Source organism: Gilvimarinus sp. F26214L (assembly GCF_054401055.1).
Genome location: NZ_JBTIYG010000004.1, coordinates 226,271 through 245,811 on the forward strand (window position 1 = coordinate 226,271; position 19,541 = coordinate 245,811).

The following is a 19,541-nucleotide window of genomic DNA, read 5'->3' on the forward strand; positions in this document are numbered from 1 at the left end:
GCGGACCGCAAAGCAGCTCCCGCGTTCGGGAACTGACTGTCCGTAATGGCGCGTTCGGGCGACACTCCGGCGGGGAATGAGCCAGGCCGTCCATGGCCTTTATCGGCGAAGTCGGCGCTTTACTCCTGGATTTCCACCAGAACTTCACCCGGGTTCACCCGGTCGCCTTTGGCAACATGCACCGCGGCAACCTGACCGGTAACCGGCGCCTGAATCTCCGTCTCCATTTTCATGGCCTCGGTAATCAACACCGGCTGGCCCGCTTCGACGGTGTCACCAACGGCCACCAGCACATCCACGATGTTGCCCGGCATCCCGGTGGTTACATGGCCCGGTGCGCTGGCCTGCGGGCGACCGTCGCCGCCTTCGCCACGCACGTAGGCGTTCAAGGGCTCGAACACCACCTCTTCCGGCATGCCGTCCAGGGTCATGTAAAAGTGGCGCTTGCCACGGTCCTTGCCACCCACGCCGGTGATGGCCACCTGATAGGTCTCTCCGTGAACGTCGATGCGGAACTCCGTGGCCACCCCCTCGTCGCTGGCACGGCGGTTCTGGGCCACCGGTATCAGGGACTCGGGCTGCAGGGTTCCGGCCTCGCGCTCTTCCAGAAACTGGCGACCGATGTCCTGAAACATGGCGAAGGTCAGCACGTCCTCATCGCTCTTGGCGACGGCGCCGATCTCCTTGCGCAGGCGCTCCATCTCCGGGCTGAGCTGGTCTGCCGGCCGACCGTCAATCAGCTCGCCGATGCCGATCGCTTCAGTGCGCAGTTTGGCGTCCACCGGCGCGGGCGGCTGCCCGTATCCGCCCTGAAGATAGCGTTTCACCTCGTTGGTGATGGTCTTGTAGCGCTCTCCCGTCAACACGTTGAGTACGGCCTGGGTGCCCACAATCTGTGAGGTGGGTGTGACCAGAGGCGGGTAACCCAGGTCCTTGCGCACGTGGGGAATTTCCGCGAACACATCGCGGATGCGTCCCAGCGCATTTTGCTCTTTGAGCTGGTTGGCCAGGTTGGACATCATGCCACCCGGTACCTGGTTGATCTGCACCGACACGTCTTCGCGGGTGAATTCGCTCTCGAACTGGTGGTACTTGCCGCGGACTTCCCGGAAGTAATCGGCAATCTCACCCAACAGTTCCAAATCCAAACCCGGGTCCCACTGGGTGCCGCGCAAGGCCGCCACCTGGGATTCGGTGGCCGGATGGCTGGTGCCCCAGGCGAATGCCGAGATGGCCGTATCAATGTGCTCGGCGCCCGCTTCGATGGCCTTCAACTGGCACTGGGCGGCCAGACCGGAGGTGGCGTGGCTGTGAATGAACACCGGCAGATCCACAGCGCCCTTGATCGCCTTGACCAGGTCATAGGTCGCATAGGGCGTCAGCAAACCGGCCATGTCCTTAATGGCAATGGAGTCGGCGCCCATGTCTTTCAGAGCCTGGGCCTGGCCGACGAAGAGTTCCTCCGTATGCACCGGACTGGTGGTATAGCAGATGGTCCCCTGGGCGTGCTTGCCGGATTTTTTAACCGCGCCGATGGCGGTCTCCAGGTTGCGCAGATCATTGAGAGCGTCGAAGACCCGGAATACATCAATGCCGTTTTCCGCGGCCTTGGCCACAAAGGCTTCCACCACGTCGTCCGCGTAATGGCGATAGCCCAACAGGTTCTGGCCACGCAAAAGCATTTGCAGGCGGGTGTTGGGCAGGGCCTCGCGCAACTGGCGCAGCCTCTCCCAGGGATCTTCCTTCAGGAAGCGCACACAGGCGTCAAAGGTAGCGCCGCCCCACACTTCCAGGGACCAGAAGCCCACCTTATCCAGTTTGTCGCAGATGGGCAGCATGTCTTCCGTGCGCATCCGGGTGGCAATGAGGGACTGGTGGGCGTCACGGAGAATTACCTCGGTGATTTTGATTTTGCTCATGTGATTATTTTCCTCTCGCAACCTTAAAGCCCGGCATGGGCCGCGATGGCAGTGGCAATCGCCAGCGCAATATCGCTGGGATCCCGTTTGTCGGAATAGTTCAGTAACTGCGGGTGGTTCGGCACGAAGCTGGTGTTGAACTCACCGCTGCGAAAATCCCCGTCCTGCAGGATCTCCTGATAGTAGCGGGCGGTGGTTTTTACCCCCTGCACGCGCATGTCCGAGAGTGCCCGCGCGCCGCGGTCGAGGGCTTCTTCCCAGGTCAGCGCCCACACCACCAGTTTCAGGCACATGGAGTCAAAGTACGGAGGAATGGTGTAACCGGTAAAGATGGCCGTGTCGGTGCGCACCCCCGGACCGCCCGGTGCGTAGTAGCGGGTGATGCGCCCGAAGCTGGGCAGGAAGTCGTTCTTCGGGTCCTCCGCATTGATGCGGAACTGGAGGGCGAAGCCCCGATGGCTGATGTCCTCCTGGCGGAAGCTTAAGGGCAGCCCGGCGGCAATGCGCATCTGCTCGCGCACAATGTCCACCCCGGTGATCTCCTCGGAGATGGTGTGTTCCACCTGCACCCGCGTGTTCATTTCCATAAAGTACACATCGTTGCCGCTGAGCAGAAATTCCACGGTGCCGGAATTTTCATAGCCCACGGCCTGGGCGGCGCGTACGGCCAGTTCGCCCACGTAGTTGCGCTGCTCCGGCGTCAACTGAGGGCTTGGGGCAATTTCGATGAGTTTCTGGTTGCGGCGCTGGATGGAGCAATCGCGCTCGTAAAGGTGGATGGCGTTGCCCTGGCTGTCCGCCAGGATCTGCACTTCGATGTGCTTGGGGTCAACGATGCATTTTTCGAGAAAGACTTCGGCCGAACCGAAGGCCTTGCTGGCTTCGGAAATCACCCGCGGGTACTGGGCCCGCAACTCGGCGGGGCTGTCGCAGCGACGAATGCCTCGCCCGCCGCCACCGGAGGTGGCCTTCAGCATCACCGGATAGCCAATCCGCCCCGCCACCTCGAGTGCTTCGTCGAGATCGGCCAGATTGCCTTCGGAACCGGGCGTGACCGGGACCCCTGCAGCGATCATGCTGGATCGCGCGGCGGTCTTGTCCCCCATTCGGGCGATGACTTCGGCAGATGGGCCGATAAAGGTGATGCCCCGCTCCGCGCATATGCGCGCGAACTCGGCATTTTCAGAAAGGAATCCGTAGCCTGGGTGGATGGCGTCGCAGCCAGTCTCTACGGCCAGGCTCACCAGCCGACGGGGGTCCAGATATCCCCCGAGAGGGTCCTCGCCGAGCCCGTAGGCTTCGTCCGCCCGCTTTACGTGGAGGGCGTGGCGATCAGGTTCCGTGAATACGGCCACGGAGCGGATATTCATTTCGGCACAGGCCCGAACGATCCGCACCGCAATTTCGCCGCGGTTCGCGATCAGCACTTTCTTCAACATCATTATTCTCCTTAGCCCGGAAATTCCGCGAACCCCAATCTGCCAGGGCGACGCCTCGCCTTGTGAGCGGGCTCGCCACTGCCAGCCTTGAACGTCCGTCCCCGTGACCAGCGTGTGAGGCCGATTCATCTGAGTCCTGAAATCGACCGATCAGCGCACAATAGAGCAGGCTGAGCTCGGAAAAAAATTGATATTCTTTGTTTCAGCTATAAGCTTAAACTTATAGGCGGTTGAAACCCGTGACAGCCCTGCCCGATTGGAGTCGTTTTTCTGTGCCATACACCTTTACTCAGTTACTGAATCGCCTGTCCTTCCGGCAATTGCAGATCTTTCGGACCGTCCACGAGCTCAAGAGTTACAGCAACGCAGCCCGGGAGCTGGGCCTGACCCAGCCCGCGGTGAGCGCCCAGATTCGCCAGCTCGAGCACTCTCTGGGCCAACCGGTATTCGAGTATGTGGGCAAGCAGCTCTACACCACTTCCGCCGGCGAGCAACTGCTGCGGACCGTGAATTCCATGTTCGCGGACCTGGAACGCTTGCAGATGGAGTTAGCGGAGTTGCAGGGCCAGGTCCGGGGAGAGCTGCGCCTGGCGGCCGTGAGTACAGCCCAGTATGTGGTGCCCTACCTGCTGGAAGGCTTTCTGCAGGAATACCCCAAGGTCAACGTGCGCCTGCAGGTGGTCAATCGGGCCCAGGCACTGGAGCGCCTCACCGCAAACCAGGACGACCTGGTGATCATGGGCATGGTCCCGGAATCCCGGGCCCTGAACATCATTCCGTTTCTCGACAACCTCCTGGTGCCGGTGGTGCGATCCGACGACCCCCTCCTGGATCGAAAGGACCTGAGCGCCGAGGAATTCTTCCAGGCGCGTCTGCTCATTCGTGAACCGGGTTCGGGCACCCGCTACGCCCTGGAAGACTGGTGCTCCCGCCATCGGCTCAGCCTGAACCCCTGCATGGAGCTGGGCTCAAATACCGCAATCAAACACGGCGTGCTCGCAGGGCTGGGCGTCGCTGTTCTGCCCCGGGTCTGCATCAACCCGGAGCTGCGGCTGGGCGACCTCGCCGTCCCGGAACTGAACGGGTTCCCCCTGCGCCGCTCCTGGTGCACCGTCCACCCTTCGGCCAAACACCCGACGCCGGTGATGCAGGCCCTGATGGATTACGTGCGGCGACGAACCACGGAGCTCCACGACCGCGTGTACCCGGGATAATCGCCACCTCCACGGGCTGTTGGCACCCCAGCTCTGCACCGATCGCCGCCCGCACCCACCTGTCGGCCCTGATCGTGCACATTGGGTTTGAGCCTGTCCCGCATCAACCCGGGTGTGACCGAGGCAGCGATACCCAGGAACTATTTGGTGTACGCGGCACACCGGAGAACCCGGCCACAATCACGTGCAGGCCTGCAGGTGGTCACCATGCCCAGAAGCGCACCGTTTGAGTCACATCACCAGCATTACGACGACTGGTTCGTGCGCAACGACCCGGCCTATCACTCGGAGCTGCTGGCGGTTCGCGCCCAACTGCCCTGGCACGGCCCCGGCTTGTCCATCGGAGTCGGAACCGGGCGCTTCGCCGCCCCGCTCGGAGTGCAGGTGGGTATCGACCCGGCCCATGCCGTGCTGCGCTATGCGGATCAGCGGGGCATCAGCACTGTGCAGGCAGTGGCCGAAGCACTGCCTTTCCCCGACAGTGTGTTCGAGCGGGCTTTGTGCGTGACCACCATCTGTTTCGTTGACGACGCCGCTGCCATGCTGAGTGAAGCCCGACGAGTGCTCAAAGACCGCGGGGTACTGGTCGTGGGGTTCATCGATCGCAACAGCGACCTGGGTCAACACTATCTGGCTCATCAGGCTGAGAATGTGTTCTACCGTGATTCGAATTTTTTCGCCGCTGCGGAAGTGAAGCAACTGCTCCACGACGCCGGCTTCGGCGAACTCCGGTGGGTCCAGACTCTGGTCAAACCGCTGGAGCAAACAAACGAGATTGAATGCTTGAGCAGCGGTTACGGTCGAGGAGCCTTTGTCGCCGTCAGAGCAGAGCGGCGGCAAACCCGACGGGAGAGCCTTTGAAGGAAGGCCCATGGAGACTGTATTCTGGACAACGTTCGGCGCCAGCTTGCTGGCGGCGCTCGTCACGGGCAGCGGGATCTACACGATCCGCCACTTTGAAGCCTGGGGCCGCAAGTACAGTATCTATTTTGTCTGCTTCGCTGCGGGCGTGCTGATTTCCGTCTCCTTCCTCCACATCATCCCCAAATCCTTTCAGCTGAGCTCACGCTCGCCCGTTTTCCTCCTCACCGGCTTCCTGCTGATGCACCTTTTCAATCGCTTTGTGACCACCTTCGTCTGCGAACGCGATCCCGATTCAGACTACGGCATCGGCCTGGTCCCCATGATCGGAATCGCCTTCCATTCGTTCATCGACGGCTTCGTTTACTCGATCACCTTCTCGGTGGACATCTTTACCGGCGCCCTGGCCGCCACCGGCATGGTGCTGCACGAATTTCCCGAGGGGATCATTACCTACATGCTGTTGCTGCGCGGGGGCTTCAGAAAGAAAACGGCGCTGGTCCTTGCGATTGTTGCCGCCTCGATTTCCACCCCGCTGGGCATGCTCGTCTCCTGGCCTTTCATCAGCCGCATCGATCAGCCCTTACTCGGCATTCTGCTCTCACTGTCCGCCGGCATGCTGGTTTACGTGGGCGCCACCCATTTATTGCCACAGGCGGAGCAGGAACATCGGCGTTACAGCCTGTGCGCCCTCGGCGCGGGCATCCTGGTTGCCGTGCTGATTGTTGTTTCCAAGTGATGGTGCATCGGCAGCACGGTGAGAGCCTTCTCACCCAAGATCCTGCATCGAACTTCGACACGTATCGCGTCGGTCAACGGCGGCCGCGATCGAAGTGCGGCTCGACGAAGAACTTAATGGGAACTTTGAAGACTAACCCGAAGCGACCGCCACACCCGCCATGCAAAACCACCTAAGAAGGAGCCCTCAACTTGCCTGGGATACTAGTGTTCTTCCATTGCGAGTCAAATCCTGGATATGCTGCTGCAAGCCATGAGATCACGTTCTATCAGGTCGCTAAGCGAATCGCAGGTTCAAATGAAAATATCCATTTCGCATATCCGACGCTCAGGAACGGGCTCTCTCCCACTCTTCCGAAGGAGCTGACAAATATCATAGAATTTGATGCTCGCTCCCGCTCCCGGGAGTATCTAAGCCACATAGAAACTTACGTCCGTGAGAACAATATTCAGATTGCATTTGGTTTCGATCAACCGGTGAACCGACTCTCGCATCGATATTTGCGCCGTGGCGGCGTACACACGATCATTTCTTATCTCGGGGCTCCCATGAGTAGCATAAATCACGGTCTGAAACTGGCAATGAAGAAGATGTACGTTCGCTTATGCAGGGATCGACCGGACCATTTTATTTTTCAATCGGAAGGGATGCGTCGAACTGCCACCCACGGCCAGGGCATCCCTGAAGCGGCCACCAGCGTCGTTCGAACCGGTATTGACGTTCAAAGATTCAGCCCTTCCTCTCAGCAAAGCTGGTATGCGCACCAACGATTCCAAATACCCCAAAACAGAAGAATCATCTTTTTCTCAGGGCATATGGAAGAACGCAAAGGAGTGGACGTTATCATTCGATGTGCCGTCCACATGATAGAGCACATGGGACATCGTGACATTCACTTCCTCATCGTTGGAAACAAGGAGGGGGAAGAGAAGCATTTTGAGCCTCTATATAAGGATTCTAAAGCGGCCGCCCACATCACCTTCGGCGGCTACCGTAGCGATATTCCTCATATTTTGAAATCCTGCACAGTCGGTTATATTGCCTCTACCGTATGGGATTCGTTCCCAATGTCTTCCATTGAAATGGCGGCAACCGGACTGCCACTCGTTGTTTCTGATCTGGACGGTCTCCGAGAAGTGATATCCCCCGAAACAGGATTCCTTTACCCTCCTGGCAATCACCGGGATGCGGCCGACAGGATACACACCTTGCTGGTTGACAAAGACCTGAGGGCACGCATGTCCCGGAAAGCACGACAGCGGGCGGTACGAGAGTTCGCGGTCGACCAGCAAGTTAGCGGCCTGGAAGCAATCATCCGGAAAGTCGCTGCTCAAAATCTAACGGATGGGTCGGGACTGGAGCCGGCGCCAGTTCATTGAACTGAGGGGTTTGGGGAAACCGTATCGCGGAATAACTCCCATGCATATTCCGCGAATTTGTATCACGCAGAGTTATCTGTGCTCTGCATCTCCAGATGCCTCTTCGACCGATAACGCCCCCGCAACTGAGTGACCAGCTACCAAAGTGACGCTATCCTCGCGCGGGAAGACAGGCACCGATTCGTCGGCCCGGAGCGAAACCTCAACGTCGGAACAACCGGCCCTGGTATCGCTTCGCCAAGCGTCGAACATTGATACAAGTCTTGCGTTGAAATAAACAAAATAAAGGACCACCCCGGCAGCACAGGAGACGATTCCCGCTTTCCAAAATTTCGCCAAACTTGCCAAACTGCAAAGCGCAAGAATGGCAGCAGCGCATGCGGCGCTCATGACTCGAAAACCGTCCCATGGATCATACCAAGCGAAGGGAAGCAGGATTAGAATCGCCAAGTAACAGCAACCAACAAGTGCGGTGATCTGCGCAACCTTCGATCGCAAAAAGTATGTCCAACTCGTGAAATCTCCCAGTCCGTGCCAGCGTTCACGCCGGAAGAAGCTTCTCAAATTTTTTGGAAATCCTTCATGGTAAACAACAAGCTCTGGATTCAAATCGACGCTTACACCCTCCTGCATAGCCCGCTCTGAAAAATCAACGTCTTCACCGGTTTCGAGATGCGGATTAAACCCGCCGATCGCATCAAAAGCGGACCTGGAGATAATCATATTAGCTCCGTTCAAAAATTTGCGACCTTGCCGAGCTAATGGTTGGAACCAATACTTTTCAATCCAAGAAGGGCGATCTGGAATTCGGCAACTTTCGCCCATCACGGACGATCCGCGCAGAAAGTTGTCATCGCAGATAACTCGTTCGACCTCCCGGGCCCACTGTGGTGTCACGATCACGTCGGCGTCGAGAAAGGCCAGAACCGGAGATCTACTGGATCTCGCGCCGATGTTTCGCGCCTGAGAGGGATACATCGGATTGGGCGATTGCACAACCTGACAACCGAGTTGTCTGGCAATCTCCCCAGTACCATCGTTGGAGCCATTATCAACAACAACTATCTCGAAGTTGATCTTCAGGTTGCTCTTGATGCTGTTGACTAGGTTCGGGAGATCTTCGGATTCGTTATAGGCGGGTATCACAACGGAAAGGTCGACCATGCACTCACCCCTTGTTCAGTAATCCTTCCTTGGATTTGCATGATTCATGTCGTCTGTAACGTTCGGGAGTTGACGACTGGCAACGTTCGAACTCGAATCTCGGACTCTTCTATTTTTTCTTTGTTCCGTTTTCCGCGTTAGCGGTCTTCAGGTCCGGGGATGTTGTACCTACTGCAAATCCCTTCGCGAGATCGGCAGCAGGGGTGTGATTAACATCCCAACCGTCAGTATAGCGGCATGAAGACTGTGGGAACCTGGGACGACACACATTCTCCCGGGTCGCCGGGCTGTGGAGCAGGTTCGGGTTCCGGCTCGGGCTCGGGTCCTTCAACATCCAGCAGGCTTGTTGTGGAGAGTACTACGTCGTCCATCAACCAGTCCGTATCTTCGGCGTACGCCGGGTTACTCCAACCCAGAAAATATCCCGCTTTCCAGCCGGCCGGGCCGCTTGTCGGGATGGCGATATCCGCTTGCCGGTGGTCATGTATCAGTGTGAATGACGACTCGTTCTCCCACCTCCTGTAGAATTGCATGATGCCATCATTCCTCGATGCGCCACTCGCGGCTTTTACGCGCATTACAATCTGCATCCATCGTCCCTGGTCTTCGGGATAACGAATGAAGGACTTGAGTTCCTTGGGCGCGTTCGCGGTTTTGTACCCTCCCGGACTGTAATGATAGGCGAGCTTACTGCCACTGGCGCCGTCATGCCAGAATGTCCAGAAGGCCGTGGGCCCCGCACCTTTTGCGGAGTATTGGTCCATCCACAGAGCAAATAGCTTGTTATTGGTGGGAGAGTTAGAAGAATGTTTGAAATTGATCGGGACCTTTAGCCAGAATCGGATCCACAGTTCGGGATATGGGCGCGAGAGGCTGAATCGCTGTTCGGACCAGAACTCTCCCGCTGGATAGTGAAACATCATCGAGATGTCGCCGTCTTTCGCTTGCCACTCGCGGTCGAAACCCTTTTGCTGTTCAACTTTACCTGTTTTGTCGTAAACGATCAGATCTCCCATCTGCGAGTCCCGTTTGACCAGGAAGGTCCGAACCGAATCATGCCAGTCGAAGACGCCGGAATTATTAGCCCCCATGTCACCCGACTCAAAAGAATCGGAGAAAATAGTCTGGCTGAATGCAGGCGCTGAAATTCCCAGCGCCAGAGAAACAATAGTTGCTACATACTTCATTATGCAATCTGTCCTAGTCAGAGATACGACGTGTTGAGAATGCGAAAAAGTATAGTAGTTGGGCTGGCGCACGCTCGACCACAAGCCTGTAATCGGAGTCCTTGGCGTCTAAATTTGCGAGTTTTGTGACGATTAGCACTCGGCGAACTCGAACTGTCACCACCAACCAGCCACTGAGGGCCACCCTCGTTTGCAGGTCCAACACGAATGCAAACCGCGCAAGCACAACCGCGACCATTTTTTACTGAGTCCACAGTACGGCCTTGGTTCCAAGGATCGCCTCCTACCGGAGGACTCGTCGCACTCAACTATCGCGCGCGAGACCTCCCACGACCTGTTGGGACGAGTATCATCTGCTTCGCTTTGTGGTGATGTGATTCTGGATGGCCGACTCACAGGCTGGCCCTGGGTATCGTCACGCAGTCCCCCAGCCGGCGATCCGGGCTTTTGAGGACCACAAACATGCGCCTGCCTATAAACGGTAGTGCGCGCCTTCGAACTGGAGCCAAGGAAATCCCGAGCGGATCGAGGCGATGCCGGCGAGCCGAAGCGGCTAAGTATCTGCGCAGCGCGCGCCGACCGTTGACGAGTTCATCAGGAGCGAAGGGGTGTACTCGGAAGAAATGTACTTCGAGCGTCCGATATAACAGAAAGAAAGTGCTGACTTGCCCCGTAGGAGTTGGACTGCCCCGTAGCGGCTGCGTCCAGGTCGGACAAGAAATGACCACTCCAACCAATTGGTCATTGAAGAAAATGGCGGACCGGACGGGACTCGAACCCGCGACCTCCGGCGTGACAGGCCGGCATTCTAACCAGCTGAACTACCGGTCCGCTGAAAATTGCGCGAATCCTGCCAGAGGCAACATTGCGGGCAATCTTTGGTGGGTGGTGCAGGGATCGAACCTGCGACCTACGGCTTGTAAGGCCGTCGCTCTCCCAACTGAGCTAACCACCCCCGGTGAAGAGCTGCGCATTCTACCCAAAAGTTTAGGCATGTCAAACGTTTTTGCTCAAGTTTGAAAGCACCCTATCGAGCCGATCAATTTTTCGCCGCAGGGACGTCGCGGAAAGTTTTGCATGGCAATACTTGCCCGCCGGGAGTCGCTACAATGGCGGCTCACCCCCAACCCCCGACGGAGCCGCATGCCCAGCACAGCCGAGTCCGCAACGCCCGATGGAAGCCGCCGAATCGCGCGGCTTCGCCACGCTCCGGCCCTCGCCTTCGCCGTGCTGGCCCTGACTCTTTCGGTGCCGGCGGCGTTGGCGCAATCCCCCCGGCCCGGCGCAGAAGAGCCAGCGCTGGCTCAGCAGGAGCCCCTGGAAGAGGACGAACGCAACTACCTGCTCGGCATCATTGTGGCTTTGCTTGTGCTGCAAACCGCGCTGATCATCGGTCTCCAGCACAGTCGCATTCGCTACAAGCATGCCAAGGAAAATCTCAAACGCTCCCAGCGAGCGCTCGAAGAGCGTGTCATCGAGCGCACCAATCGGCTGCGTACTATCAACAACCAGTTGTACGAGGAAATTGCCCGGCATGAGCTTACGGAAGAGCGACTGCAGGAGACCCAGAATTACCTGCAGAGCGTGGTGGACTCCATGCCCTCTGTGCTGATCGGCGTCACCCGGGAAGGCACCATCACGCACTGGAACTCGGCCGCAGAGGGAGCCACGGACATCTCCGCCGACAAGGCCATTGGCAGGAACCTCAACGATGTCTCGCCGGACCTGAACGTGGACATGGAGATGATCCGCAACGCCATTGATCAGGGAGTGGCCCAGGCCAAGGAAGCCATTCGCCACGAGTTTGGCGGACAGGTGGGATACACCGACCTGGTGATTTATCCGCTCATGGCCGAGGACATGACCGGCGCAGTGATCCGCATCGACGACGTCACCATGCGGGTGCGCTTTGAGAACATGATGATCCAGAACGAGAAGATGATGTCCCTCGGCGAGCTGGCGGCGGGAATGGCTCACGAGATCAACAACCCCCTCAGCGCCATCCTTCATGCAGTGCAGAACGTCTATCGCCGCACCTCTCCCGAGCTTCCCGCCAATGTGGAAGCGGCCAAAAAGGTAGGCATCAGCACGGAGCAGTTGCAGGCGTATTTGCAGGCCCGGGGCATCTACCAGTTCATCGACAGCATCAAGGAAGCGGGCGAGCGCTCCGCGAGCATTGTCACCAACATGCTGGAATTTTCCCGCAGCAACAGCCGCGGGCACGAATTGGTGGAGCTGGTGGAACTGCTGGAACAAAGTCTGGAGCTCTCCCACCAGAGCTTTGACCTGCGCACTGCCCAGGGGGGCAAACCGGTGCGAATCTTCAAGGAGTTTCAGCCGGACCTGCCGCGGGTGCCCTGCTCCCCGGCAGAGATTCAGCAGGTGATCCTGAACATTCTGCGCAATGCGGCCCAGGCATTCGTGAAAAGCGATGGCGACAAGGGCCCGCCGTCCATTACACTGCGCGCCTTCAGGGAAAACGGCATGGTCAAGATCCAGGTGGAGGACAACGGGCCCGGTATGTCGGAAGCCACCCGCCGCCATATATTCGAGCCCTTCTATACCACCAAGGAGGTGGGAAAAGGCACGGGGCTCGGATTGTCCGTGTCCTACTTCATCGTAACCGAACACCACAGTGGCCAGATCGAAGTGGACTCCACCGAAGGCCGGGGTACCGTCTTCACCATCAGCCTGCCCCTGACCGAAGGCGACAGCCTCCGGGAAGGCTCACCTACCCGACTCGCCTGAACCCGACCCCATTCCATATAGCAACGCAGCCCTACATGATTGCCATCAAACCCGACCCGAATCACTACGCCGCGCAACTGGCCCGGAAAGAGCAGGCTTTTGCAGACTTGCTGAAGCCCTTCGAGATGCCGCCGGTGGAAGTCTTTGATTCACCGCCCCTGCATTATCGCGTTCGCGCCGAATTCAAGATCTGGCACGAGGGGGACCGGTCTCATTATGCGGTCTTCGACAAGGGAGCCGGTGAACCACCGACCTTCGTCGACGACTTTCCCGTTGCCTCCAGGCGGATCACTGAGGTGATGCCGTCACTGTTGGAGCGCCTGCAAGGGGCCGAAATCCTGCGCCGCAAACTGTTCCAGGTGGAATTTCTGTCCACCCTGCACGGTGAACTGCTGGTGACGCTGGTCTACCACAAACCGCTCACCGATCCGTGGATCGAGGCGGCCAGGGCCCTTGAAGCGGCATTGGGGATTTTTGTCATCGGGCGCAGCCGCAAGCAGAAGGAGGTACTCAGCCGCGACTATGTGACCGAGGTATTTACCGTGCGCGGCCGCGAGTTTCGCTACCGGCAACTGGAGGGCTGCTTCTCCCAGCCCAATGGCAAAGTGTGCGAGCAGATGCTGAACTGGGCCAGTGCAGCGGTGGAAGGCAGCATGGGCAGTCTGCTGGAACTGTATTGCGGCAACGGTAATTTTACCCTGCCCCTCGCGCTCCACTTCGACAAGGTGCTGGCCACCGAAATCTCCAAGCCCCTGACCCGGGTGGCGGAACATAATTGTGAAGCGAATGATATACACAACATCGCATTCGCGCGCATGTCGGCCGAAGAGGTGTCCGAAGCAATCGCGGGAGTGAGGCCATTTCGCCGGATGCAGCACGTGAACCTGCCCGAGTACGATTTTCAAACCGTGTTCGTGGACCCGCCCCGGGCCGGCCTCGATCCGAAGACCCTGGCCATGGTGCAGGGTTTCGCAAATATTCTCTACGTTTCCTGCAATCCGCACACCCTTGCGGATAACCTGAAAACGCTGAACAAAACCCACCGGATCAAGCGAGCGGCCCTGTTCGACCAGTTCCCCTATACGGATCACATGGAATGCGGGGTTTATCTGCAGCGCAGATCGTCGTGAAGGCCGGAATCACCGCGCCAGGTAAAACTCCCGGTCCGGAATATCATCGAAGCTGACTTCTTCGATGATCACCCGGCTGGTTTGCTCCGGGGTAACTTCTGTCACCTCGGTGGCCAACCTGATTCCGTCGAATTCCTTGTACTCTTCAAAGTATTGCGTCACCTGCAGGCCGCCCATCTCCCGGGGCAAGCGCCAGGTGCCACCCAGCCAGAGACCGCTTTCTCGATCGAAGTACCAGGTGTCCTGCAGGCCGTTGTGACGGACCAGACGCAGAACATTGGCCTGCTTGCCATTGAATTCCGCGGTACCGCCCGCTTCCATGTGTCGGTAATAGCGGCGCAGATTTTCCAGCCGCTTGAAGTCCGACAATTCCTGCATGAACTCCAACTGGGCGCCGCCCAGCGACTGCAGTTCCGCATTCAACTCACGCGTCCAGCAGCGTCCTTCCGCACAGCTGCGAATCACTTTCTGCCCCATCACGTCCGACGCGAAGGATCGCTTGTCGGGCGCTTCCATCTTCATGACAACGGGCGCGTCTACATCGAACTCTTCGATCACCAGGCGCCCTTCCATGGTGATTGAAGATTGCGCATCCAATCCTTCGTCACCGTAGGCTGCCTGAATGTGACGCTGGATCATCTCCTCCGGCGACGGGGACCCGATGCCCACACCAGTGCAACCACTCAGCACTGCCGCAATACCGCTCAACAGCACAATCAGGCCACGACAGGATTGTTCCATGCTCTCTCCTTTGCTTTCCTTTACATGAAATCCGGACTTTGCTCGAATGGAGGGTTACCGCACACGGGATTAACGGTTCATCACAAAAAAGGTGACTCCTGTAGATTGTGCCGAGCGGGTACCGACATTTACAATCGCCGCTCCTGTACACCATTGAGGATTGAACAATGCAAGGAATCACCAAGCAAGCCACCCTATTCTGTTTTGCCATGCTGCTGAGCGGCGCCAGCCTCGCGGCGGACCTGAGCGGGACCTGGGTACTTAACGTCGACTCTCCCCAGGGCGCTTCTACTCCCACAATGACCCTTACCCAGGACGGCGACAAGGTCAGCGGCACCTATGAAGGCTCACTGGGCTCCTCGGACATTTCCGGCACCGTGGACGGCGATGAGTTCACTTTGGTGGCCAACCTGTCCATGCAAGGTCAGGATTTTGCCCTCACCTACACCGGCACCCAGAACGGCGACTCTGTCAGCGGCAACGTGGATGTGGCCGGCATGGGCGGCGCGCCCTTTACGGGCAAACGCCAGTAATCCGACCCGTGTTCCGATGTGTGGTCGCCTGGTTGACCACACATCTGCCCGCGCTTCGCCTGACTGATCCGCCCGCTCCACATCCTTTCACAACGCCTTCGAACCACTTCCACTCAGAAATCGAAAATCTCCGACAATATACTCTTGCGCTTTTTCTTCCGGTGGCTTGGAGAGGGCTCGCTGTAACCGTGTGAGTAATCGCCACCGACGGCGGGACCGCCTTGGGATTGTGGCGGGGCAGGCGACGCCTCGGATTGACTTCGCTCTATGATCTTGTCCAATTCGCCGCGATCCAGCCAAACGCCGCGACATTGAGGGCAGTAATCGATCTCGATACCCTGCCGTTCGGTCATCATCAGCTCCCGGTTCTTGCAGACGGGACAGTCCATACTTCATCTCCATTCGTGCTGCGGGTTCGACAGTGGGCAATGCATCAGAGCGGTCCTTCTGCTTGGGTTGGGCCAGGCGCCGCCCCTTGTGAGACCATCGAAGAGGAGAGAGGTTTTTGGAGCCGGATAAGCTTCAGGAGCGATACTGGCGCAGAAAACGCCGATCCAGATGATTCTTCAAAATCAGGGGGACGCGCCCGCCCCACCAGAGTCCGCCCCAAGTGGAAAGACCGGTGCCATCTCCCAGATTGAGAATGGAAAGGTAGCGCTGCTGGGGCCTATAAACTCGCAGAGCCTCGCCATCCAGACCGGCCAGCAGATTGCGATGAACATACTGGGCCTGGCGCACGCCGAACACCCCGAGCTTGGGCAAATCATGCCCCTCCATGCTCGCGCAATCCCCCGCCGCGAACACCCGGGCATCAGCCGGTGAATGCAGAAACCCATTGACGCGCAGGCCGCTGCTCCCATCCGCCGGCAGGCCCAGTGTTGTCACAAGGGGATTGGCTTTCAGGCCGGTTGCCAGAATCACCCAATCAGCCGGGATCTTCTCGCCCGTGTCCGTCACAAGTGCAGCCCCGTCACGCCTCACCACCCGAGTGGCGCAGCGCACCTCCAACCCGCGCCGGCGCAAGCGGCGCTCCATATAATCGGACGCCCTCTTCGGAGCCCCCGCTAACAGCGTCCCGCTACCGCTCACCAACGTAACCTTCAGCGCACGCTCTCGCCGCGCGCCCTGGTCCGCTCCCGCTTGCTGCTCCAGCCGCACCGACAGCGCCAGCAAATTTGCCGCCACCTCACAGCCCGAGGGGCCCCCGCCCAACACGGCAATCCTCGGCGCCTCACCATTGGCCACCGCGGATTCCAGATCCTGACGCAGCCGCCAGAGGTTCTCGATCGGTTTAATGGCCCAGACCGTCCTATCCTCCTCCGCACCCGGCAACGAGCCGCGATCAACAATGCTGCCCGCATTGAGCGAAAGAAAGTCATACCCCAACTCAGCGCCGCTGGCCAGACGAACCCGGCGCACACCCACATCCACCGCCACGACCCGGTCCCGGATAAACTCACCACCGCCGGCCTCCACCAGCGCCTTCGGATCCACCTGATCATCGGCAGCGTCATACATGCCGCCCAACATCCCCGTCGCCAGACCGGAATACCAGAACATCCCCGGATCAACCAGCACCAGCCGGCAACCCCGGCGCCGGAAATCCGCCGCCCGCGCCGCCACATACAGGTGCGCGTGCCCGGCTCCAATCAATACAACCGTGCGCTGCACTAATCCGCCACATGGCCAGGCAGGAGCTTGGCAACAAACACACCCTTGCCGTACTCCGAATAACTCCAGGCCACCACATCCTTGATGACCTCCATTACCCGCTCGAAATCACCCACCAGAATGGTAGCCGTTGGAAACGTCCGAACTTTAACGTCCGGGTAACTGTTGAGCTTCTTGACCGTGGCACGAATCACATCCAGGTAATCGTCCTTCAACGGATAGAAACTCAATTCCGCACTCATCTGCATAACTGCTCACCTCCAGATTGGAAACACAACGATAATGCCTGCAGCCGCCCCAGAGCTCAATCCACCCGACAAGCCAGAATTCCACTCCGATGCGAGTTCGCCGGGAGGGGGAAGGCCTTTCAAAACCCTCGCGCCATGGATGCCGCGCGGGAGCTATAGGGACATATTCATGCGTTTTTGAAAGGCCTTCCCCTTCCCGGCGAACGGATTAAGAACCCTTCCGCTCACCAAACAGAAGTTCAACCCCGGCATTCCAGTCCCACCACCACCCGACCCCATGAGCGAATCCACTCCGATAAGAGTTCGCCGGGAGGGGCAAGGCCTTTCAAAACCCTCGCGGCATGGATGCCGCGCGGGAGCTATAGGGACATATTCACGCGTTTTTGAAAGGCCTTGCCCCTCCCGGCGAACGGGTAAACAACTCCCAAATAACCCCCCGCACCAATCAACTGGACAACCCAACCCCAAACCGGTACAACACCCTCCCTTTGAAACATACGCCCTGCTTCCTATGCCACTGTACCGCCTCACCGACGTCCAACTCGCCTTCGGCCCCCAAATCCTGCTCGACAAAGTTCAACTGGCCGTGCGCGCCGGCGAACGCTTCGGCCTGCTGGGCAGAAATGGCGCCGGCAAATCCACCTTCCTGAAACTACTGGCCGGCGAAGTCCACGCCGACGACGGAGAAGTCTGGCGCCGCCCCGGCGTCCGGGTCAGCTACCTGTCCCAGGACCTCCCCGAAGCCCGCGACGAAAGCATCTACGACTTCGCGGCCCAAGGGCTGGGTGAAGCCGGCGCGGCTCTCAAGGAATTCCACCGCCTTACCCAATCCGGCGACAGCGCCTCCATGGACGCACTCAGCCAGGTTCAGCAAAAACTCGACGCCCTCGACGGATGGACCCTGCAACAGCAAGTGGAAACCGTCCTGAGCCGCCTGGACCTGGACGCCGATACCCGCCTGGCCGAACTGTCCGGCGGCTGGCGACGGCGCGCCGCCCTGGCCCGCGCCCTCGTGGGACAACCCGAACTGCTGCTGCTTGACGAACCCACCAACCACCTGGACATCGCCGCCATCGAATGGCTGGAAAACTTCCTGCGCGAATACCGCGGCGCCATCATCCTCATCACCCACGACCGCAGCTTCCTGCAAGCCGTGGCCAACGAAATTCTCGAACTCGACCGCGGGCAATTGCGCCACTGGCATGGGGACTACCGCGGCTTCCTGCAATTTCGTGAGCAGCAACTGGCCGCCGAAGAAACCGCCAATGCCGAGTTCGACAAAAAGCTCGCCAAGGAAGAAGCCTGGATTCGTCAGGGAATCAAAGCGCGCCGCACCCGCAACGAAGGCCGCGTGCGCGCCCTCAAAAAGATGCGCGAGGAACGAAGCCAGCGCAGGGAGCGGCAAGGCAGCGCCAACATCGAAGTGGAGCAAGGGCAGCGCTCCGGCAAGATCGTCGTCGAAGCCGAACACATCGCCAAATCCTACGAGGGACGGCCGGTGATCCGGGATTTTTCCACCACCATTATGCGCGGTGACAAAATCGGCGTGATCGGCCCCAACGGCGCGGGCAAGACCACCCTGCTCAAAATCCTACTGGGGGAACTGCCGCCCGACAGCGGCAAGCTGAAACTGGGCACAAAGGTGGAAGTCGCCTATTTCGATCAACTGCGCAGCGCCCTCGACCCCGAGCAGAGCGTCATCGACAACATTGCCGAAGGCCGGGAATTCATCACCATCAACGGCAAGCAGAGGCACGTCATCAGCTACCTCCAGGACTTCCTCTTTACCCCCGACCGCACCCGACAGCCGGTAAAATCCCTTTCCGGCGGAGAGCAGAACCGGCTCATCCTGGCCCACCTGTTCAGCAAGCCCGCCAACGTCCTGGTCCTGGACGAACCCACCAACGACCTGGACCTGGAAACCCTGGAACTGCTGGAGGAAATCCTCGTGGAGTTCAGCGGCACCCTGCTGCTGGTCAGCCACGATCGAAGCTTCATCGACAACGTAGTCACCAGCACCTTCGCCTTCGAGGGCGACGGTGTCGTGAATGAATACGTTGGCGGCTATGAGGACTGGCTGCGCCAGCGCCCGGAGCCGGGCAAGGCCGAAAAAGCGGGCAAGCCCCGGAACCCGGTGGAGAAGCCAAAGCCCGCGCCGGCGCCCAAAAAGCTCTCCTACAAGCTGCAACGGGAACTGGAACAACTGCCCCAACAGATCGAGCAAAAAGAAACAGCTGTCGCAGAGCTGGAGGGAAAGATCGCCGACCCGGGCTTTTACCAGCAGGACCAGACCGCAATGGACACAACGTTCAAGGAACTGGCCGCCCTGCAGAGCGAGTTGGAGGTTCTCTACGCCCGATGGGAGGAGTTGGAGTTGCAGTCTGGCAGTTGAAACCCACGAGCTGTTGGGTTACGGCCTGGCGGCCTAACCCAACCTACGGGGCAGAGCTCGCATTGGCGTGTTTTATTCGACGCGAGTAGGTTGGGTTAGCGCAGCGTAACCCAACAAAGGGGTTCAGCTCCGCTATGAACAGAGCTGTTGGGTTACGGCCTGGCGGCCCAACCCAA

Annotated in this window: 16 protein-coding genes and 2 tRNA genes; 8 read left to right on the plus strand and 10 right to left on the minus strand. The window is 59.0% G+C overall.

Translation table 11 applies throughout. The features are described 5' to 3' along the window. Positions 1-119: 119 nt before the first annotated feature. Positions 120-1,919, minus strand: coding sequence for a sodium-extruding oxaloacetate decarboxylase subunit alpha (oadA, locus tag ACURWW_RS06480; protein ID WP_445615826.1), 1,800 nt, complete (start codon positions 1,917-1,919; stop codon positions 120-122). A 23-nt stretch (positions 1,920-1,942) separates the two neighbouring features. Continuing rightward, a complete protein-coding gene (locus ACURWW_RS06485) occupies positions 1,943-3,358 on the minus strand; it encodes an acetyl-CoA carboxylase biotin carboxylase subunit (RefSeq protein WP_458618450.1) in 1,416 nt (471 codons plus the stop codon). Positions 3,359-3,630: 272 nt separating this feature from the next. Here ACURWW_RS06485 and ACURWW_RS06490 point away from each other — a divergent pair, with 272 nt between their 5' ends. From ACURWW_RS06490 to ACURWW_RS06505, 4 genes are all read left to right on the plus strand, one after another. Further along, complete coding sequence (locus ACURWW_RS06490; RefSeq protein WP_445615822.1) at positions 3,631-4,572, plus strand: LysR family transcriptional regulator; 942 nt, start codon at positions 3,631-3,633, stop codon at positions 4,570-4,572. A 207-nt stretch (positions 4,573-4,779) separates the two neighbouring features. Further along, positions 4,780-5,433, plus strand: a complete 654-nt coding sequence (locus ACURWW_RS06495; protein ID WP_445615821.1) for a class I SAM-dependent methyltransferase — start codon at positions 4,780-4,782, stop codon at positions 5,431-5,433. A 10-nt stretch (positions 5,434-5,443) separates the two neighbouring features. Then, positions 5,444-6,172 (plus strand): ZIP family metal transporter, encoded by a 729-nt coding sequence (locus ACURWW_RS06500; protein ID WP_445615819.1) that lies wholly within the window; start codon positions 5,444-5,446, stop codon positions 6,170-6,172. 191 nt (positions 6,173-6,363) lie between these two features. Next, entirely contained in the window at positions 6,364-7,551 is a 1,188-nt protein-coding gene (locus tag ACURWW_RS06505) for a glycosyltransferase family 4 protein (protein WP_445615817.1), read from the plus strand. A 72-nt stretch (positions 7,552-7,623) separates the two neighbouring features. On the opposite strand, the gene ACURWW_RS06510 is transcribed toward ACURWW_RS06505, so the two are convergent. The 4 genes from ACURWW_RS06510 to ACURWW_RS06525 form a co-directional block, all read right to left on the minus strand. Beyond that, positions 7,624-8,715 (minus strand): glycosyltransferase, encoded by a 1,092-nt coding sequence (locus ACURWW_RS06510; protein WP_445615816.1) that lies wholly within the window; start codon positions 8,713-8,715, stop codon positions 7,624-7,626. Between the two features lie 224 nt (positions 8,716-8,939). Continuing rightward, entirely contained in the window at positions 8,940-9,902 is a 963-nt protein-coding gene (locus ACURWW_RS06515) for a hypothetical protein (RefSeq protein WP_445615815.1), read from the minus strand. A 754-nt stretch (positions 9,903-10,656) separates the two neighbouring features. Next, positions 10,657-10,733, minus strand: a tRNA-Asp gene (locus ACURWW_RS06520). A 48-nt stretch (positions 10,734-10,781) separates the two neighbouring features. Continuing rightward, positions 10,782-10,857: transfer RNA gene (locus tag ACURWW_RS06525), tRNA-Val, on the minus strand. A 122-nt stretch (positions 10,858-10,979) separates the two neighbouring features. Here ACURWW_RS06525 and ACURWW_RS06530 point away from each other — a divergent pair. Next, on the plus strand, positions 10,980-12,650 hold the full coding sequence (locus tag ACURWW_RS06530) for a two-component system sensor histidine kinase NtrB (protein WP_445615814.1): 1,671 nt from the start codon (positions 10,980-10,982) through the stop codon (positions 12,648-12,650). Between the two features lie 35 nt (positions 12,651-12,685). Further along, complete coding sequence (gene trmA, locus ACURWW_RS06535; RefSeq protein WP_445615813.1) at positions 12,686-13,780, plus strand: tRNA (uridine(54)-C5)-methyltransferase TrmA; 1,095 nt, start codon at positions 12,686-12,688, stop codon at positions 13,778-13,780. 9 nt (positions 13,781-13,789) lie between these two features. Here trmA and ACURWW_RS06540 read toward each other — a convergent pair whose 3' ends face one another. Continuing rightward, positions 13,790-14,521, minus strand: a complete 732-nt coding sequence (locus tag ACURWW_RS06540) for a hypothetical protein (RefSeq protein ID WP_445615811.1) — start codon at positions 14,519-14,521, stop codon at positions 13,790-13,792. Positions 14,522-14,688: 167 nt separating this feature from the next. On the opposite strand from ACURWW_RS06540, the gene ACURWW_RS06545 reads away from it, so the two are divergent. Then, positions 14,689-15,054, plus strand: coding sequence for a hypothetical protein (locus tag ACURWW_RS06545; RefSeq protein WP_445615809.1), 366 nt, complete (start codon positions 14,689-14,691; stop codon positions 15,052-15,054). Positions 15,055-15,167: 113 nt separating this feature from the next. Here the strand turns inward: ACURWW_RS06545 and ACURWW_RS06550 are convergent, their stop codons facing one another. From ACURWW_RS06550 to ACURWW_RS06560, 3 genes are all read right to left on the minus strand, one after another. Next, entirely contained in the window at positions 15,168-15,443 is a 276-nt protein-coding gene (locus ACURWW_RS06550) for a TFIIB-type zinc ribbon-containing protein (RefSeq protein ID WP_445615808.1), read from the minus strand. Between the two features lie 133 nt (positions 15,444-15,576). Beyond that, positions 15,577-16,725, minus strand: coding sequence for an NAD(P)/FAD-dependent oxidoreductase (locus ACURWW_RS06555; RefSeq protein WP_445615807.1), 1,149 nt, complete (start codon positions 16,723-16,725; stop codon positions 15,577-15,579). After that, entirely contained in the window at positions 16,725-16,973 is a 249-nt protein-coding gene (locus ACURWW_RS06560; protein ID WP_445615806.1) for a YkoF family thiamine/hydroxymethylpyrimidine-binding protein, read from the minus strand. The genes ACURWW_RS06555 and ACURWW_RS06560 overlap by 1 nt, the downstream gene beginning before the upstream one ends. Positions 16,974-17,484: 511 nt before the next feature. Between ACURWW_RS06560 and ACURWW_RS06565 the strand changes: the two genes are divergently transcribed. After that, entirely contained in the window at positions 17,485-19,365 is a 1,881-nt protein-coding gene (locus ACURWW_RS06565) for an ATP-binding cassette domain-containing protein (RefSeq protein ID WP_445615804.1), read from the plus strand. Positions 19,366-19,541: the final 176 nt, after the last annotated feature.

Excerpts from the sequence above, each read along its gene's own strand:
- oadA (WP_445615826.1), bottom strand. The coding sequence starts at position 1,919 with ATGAGCAAAATCAAAATCACCGAGGTAATTCTCCGTGACGCCCACCAG.
- ACURWW_RS06485 (WP_458618450.1), bottom strand. The coding sequence starts at position 3,358 with ATGTTGAAGAAAGTGCTGATCGCGAACCGCGGCGAAATTGCGGTGCGG.
- ACURWW_RS06495 (WP_445615821.1), top strand. The coding sequence starts at position 4,780 with ATGCCCAGAAGCGCACCGTTTGAGTCACATCACCAGCATTACGACGAC.
- ACURWW_RS06500 (WP_445615819.1), top strand. The coding sequence starts at position 5,444 with ATGGAGACTGTATTCTGGACAACGTTCGGCGCCAGCTTGCTGGCGGCG.
- ACURWW_RS06510 (WP_445615816.1), bottom strand. The coding sequence starts at position 8,715 with ATGGTCGACCTTTCCGTTGTGATACCCGCCTATAACGAATCCGAAGAT.
- ACURWW_RS06515 (WP_445615815.1), bottom strand. The coding sequence starts at position 9,902 with ATGAAGTATGTAGCAACTATTGTTTCTCTGGCGCTGGGAATTTCAGCG.
- ACURWW_RS06530 (WP_445615814.1), top strand. The coding sequence starts at position 10,980 with ATGGCAATACTTGCCCGCCGGGAGTCGCTACAATGGCGGCTCACCCCC.
- trmA (WP_445615813.1), top strand. The coding sequence starts at position 12,686 with ATGATTGCCATCAAACCCGACCCGAATCACTACGCCGCGCAACTGGCC.
- ACURWW_RS06540 (WP_445615811.1), bottom strand. The coding sequence starts at position 14,521 with ATGGAACAATCCTGTCGTGGCCTGATTGTGCTGTTGAGCGGTATTGCG.
- ACURWW_RS06545 (WP_445615809.1), top strand. The coding sequence starts at position 14,689 with ATGCAAGGAATCACCAAGCAAGCCACCCTATTCTGTTTTGCCATGCTG.
- ACURWW_RS06550 (WP_445615808.1), bottom strand. The coding sequence starts at position 15,443 with ATGGACTGTCCCGTCTGCAAGAACCGGGAGCTGATGATGACCGAACGG.
- ACURWW_RS06560 (WP_445615806.1), bottom strand. The coding sequence starts at position 16,973 with ATGCAGATGAGTGCGGAATTGAGTTTCTATCCGTTGAAGGACGATTAC.
- ACURWW_RS06565 (WP_445615804.1), top strand. The coding sequence starts at position 17,485 with ATGCCACTGTACCGCCTCACCGACGTCCAACTCGCCTTCGGCCCCCAA.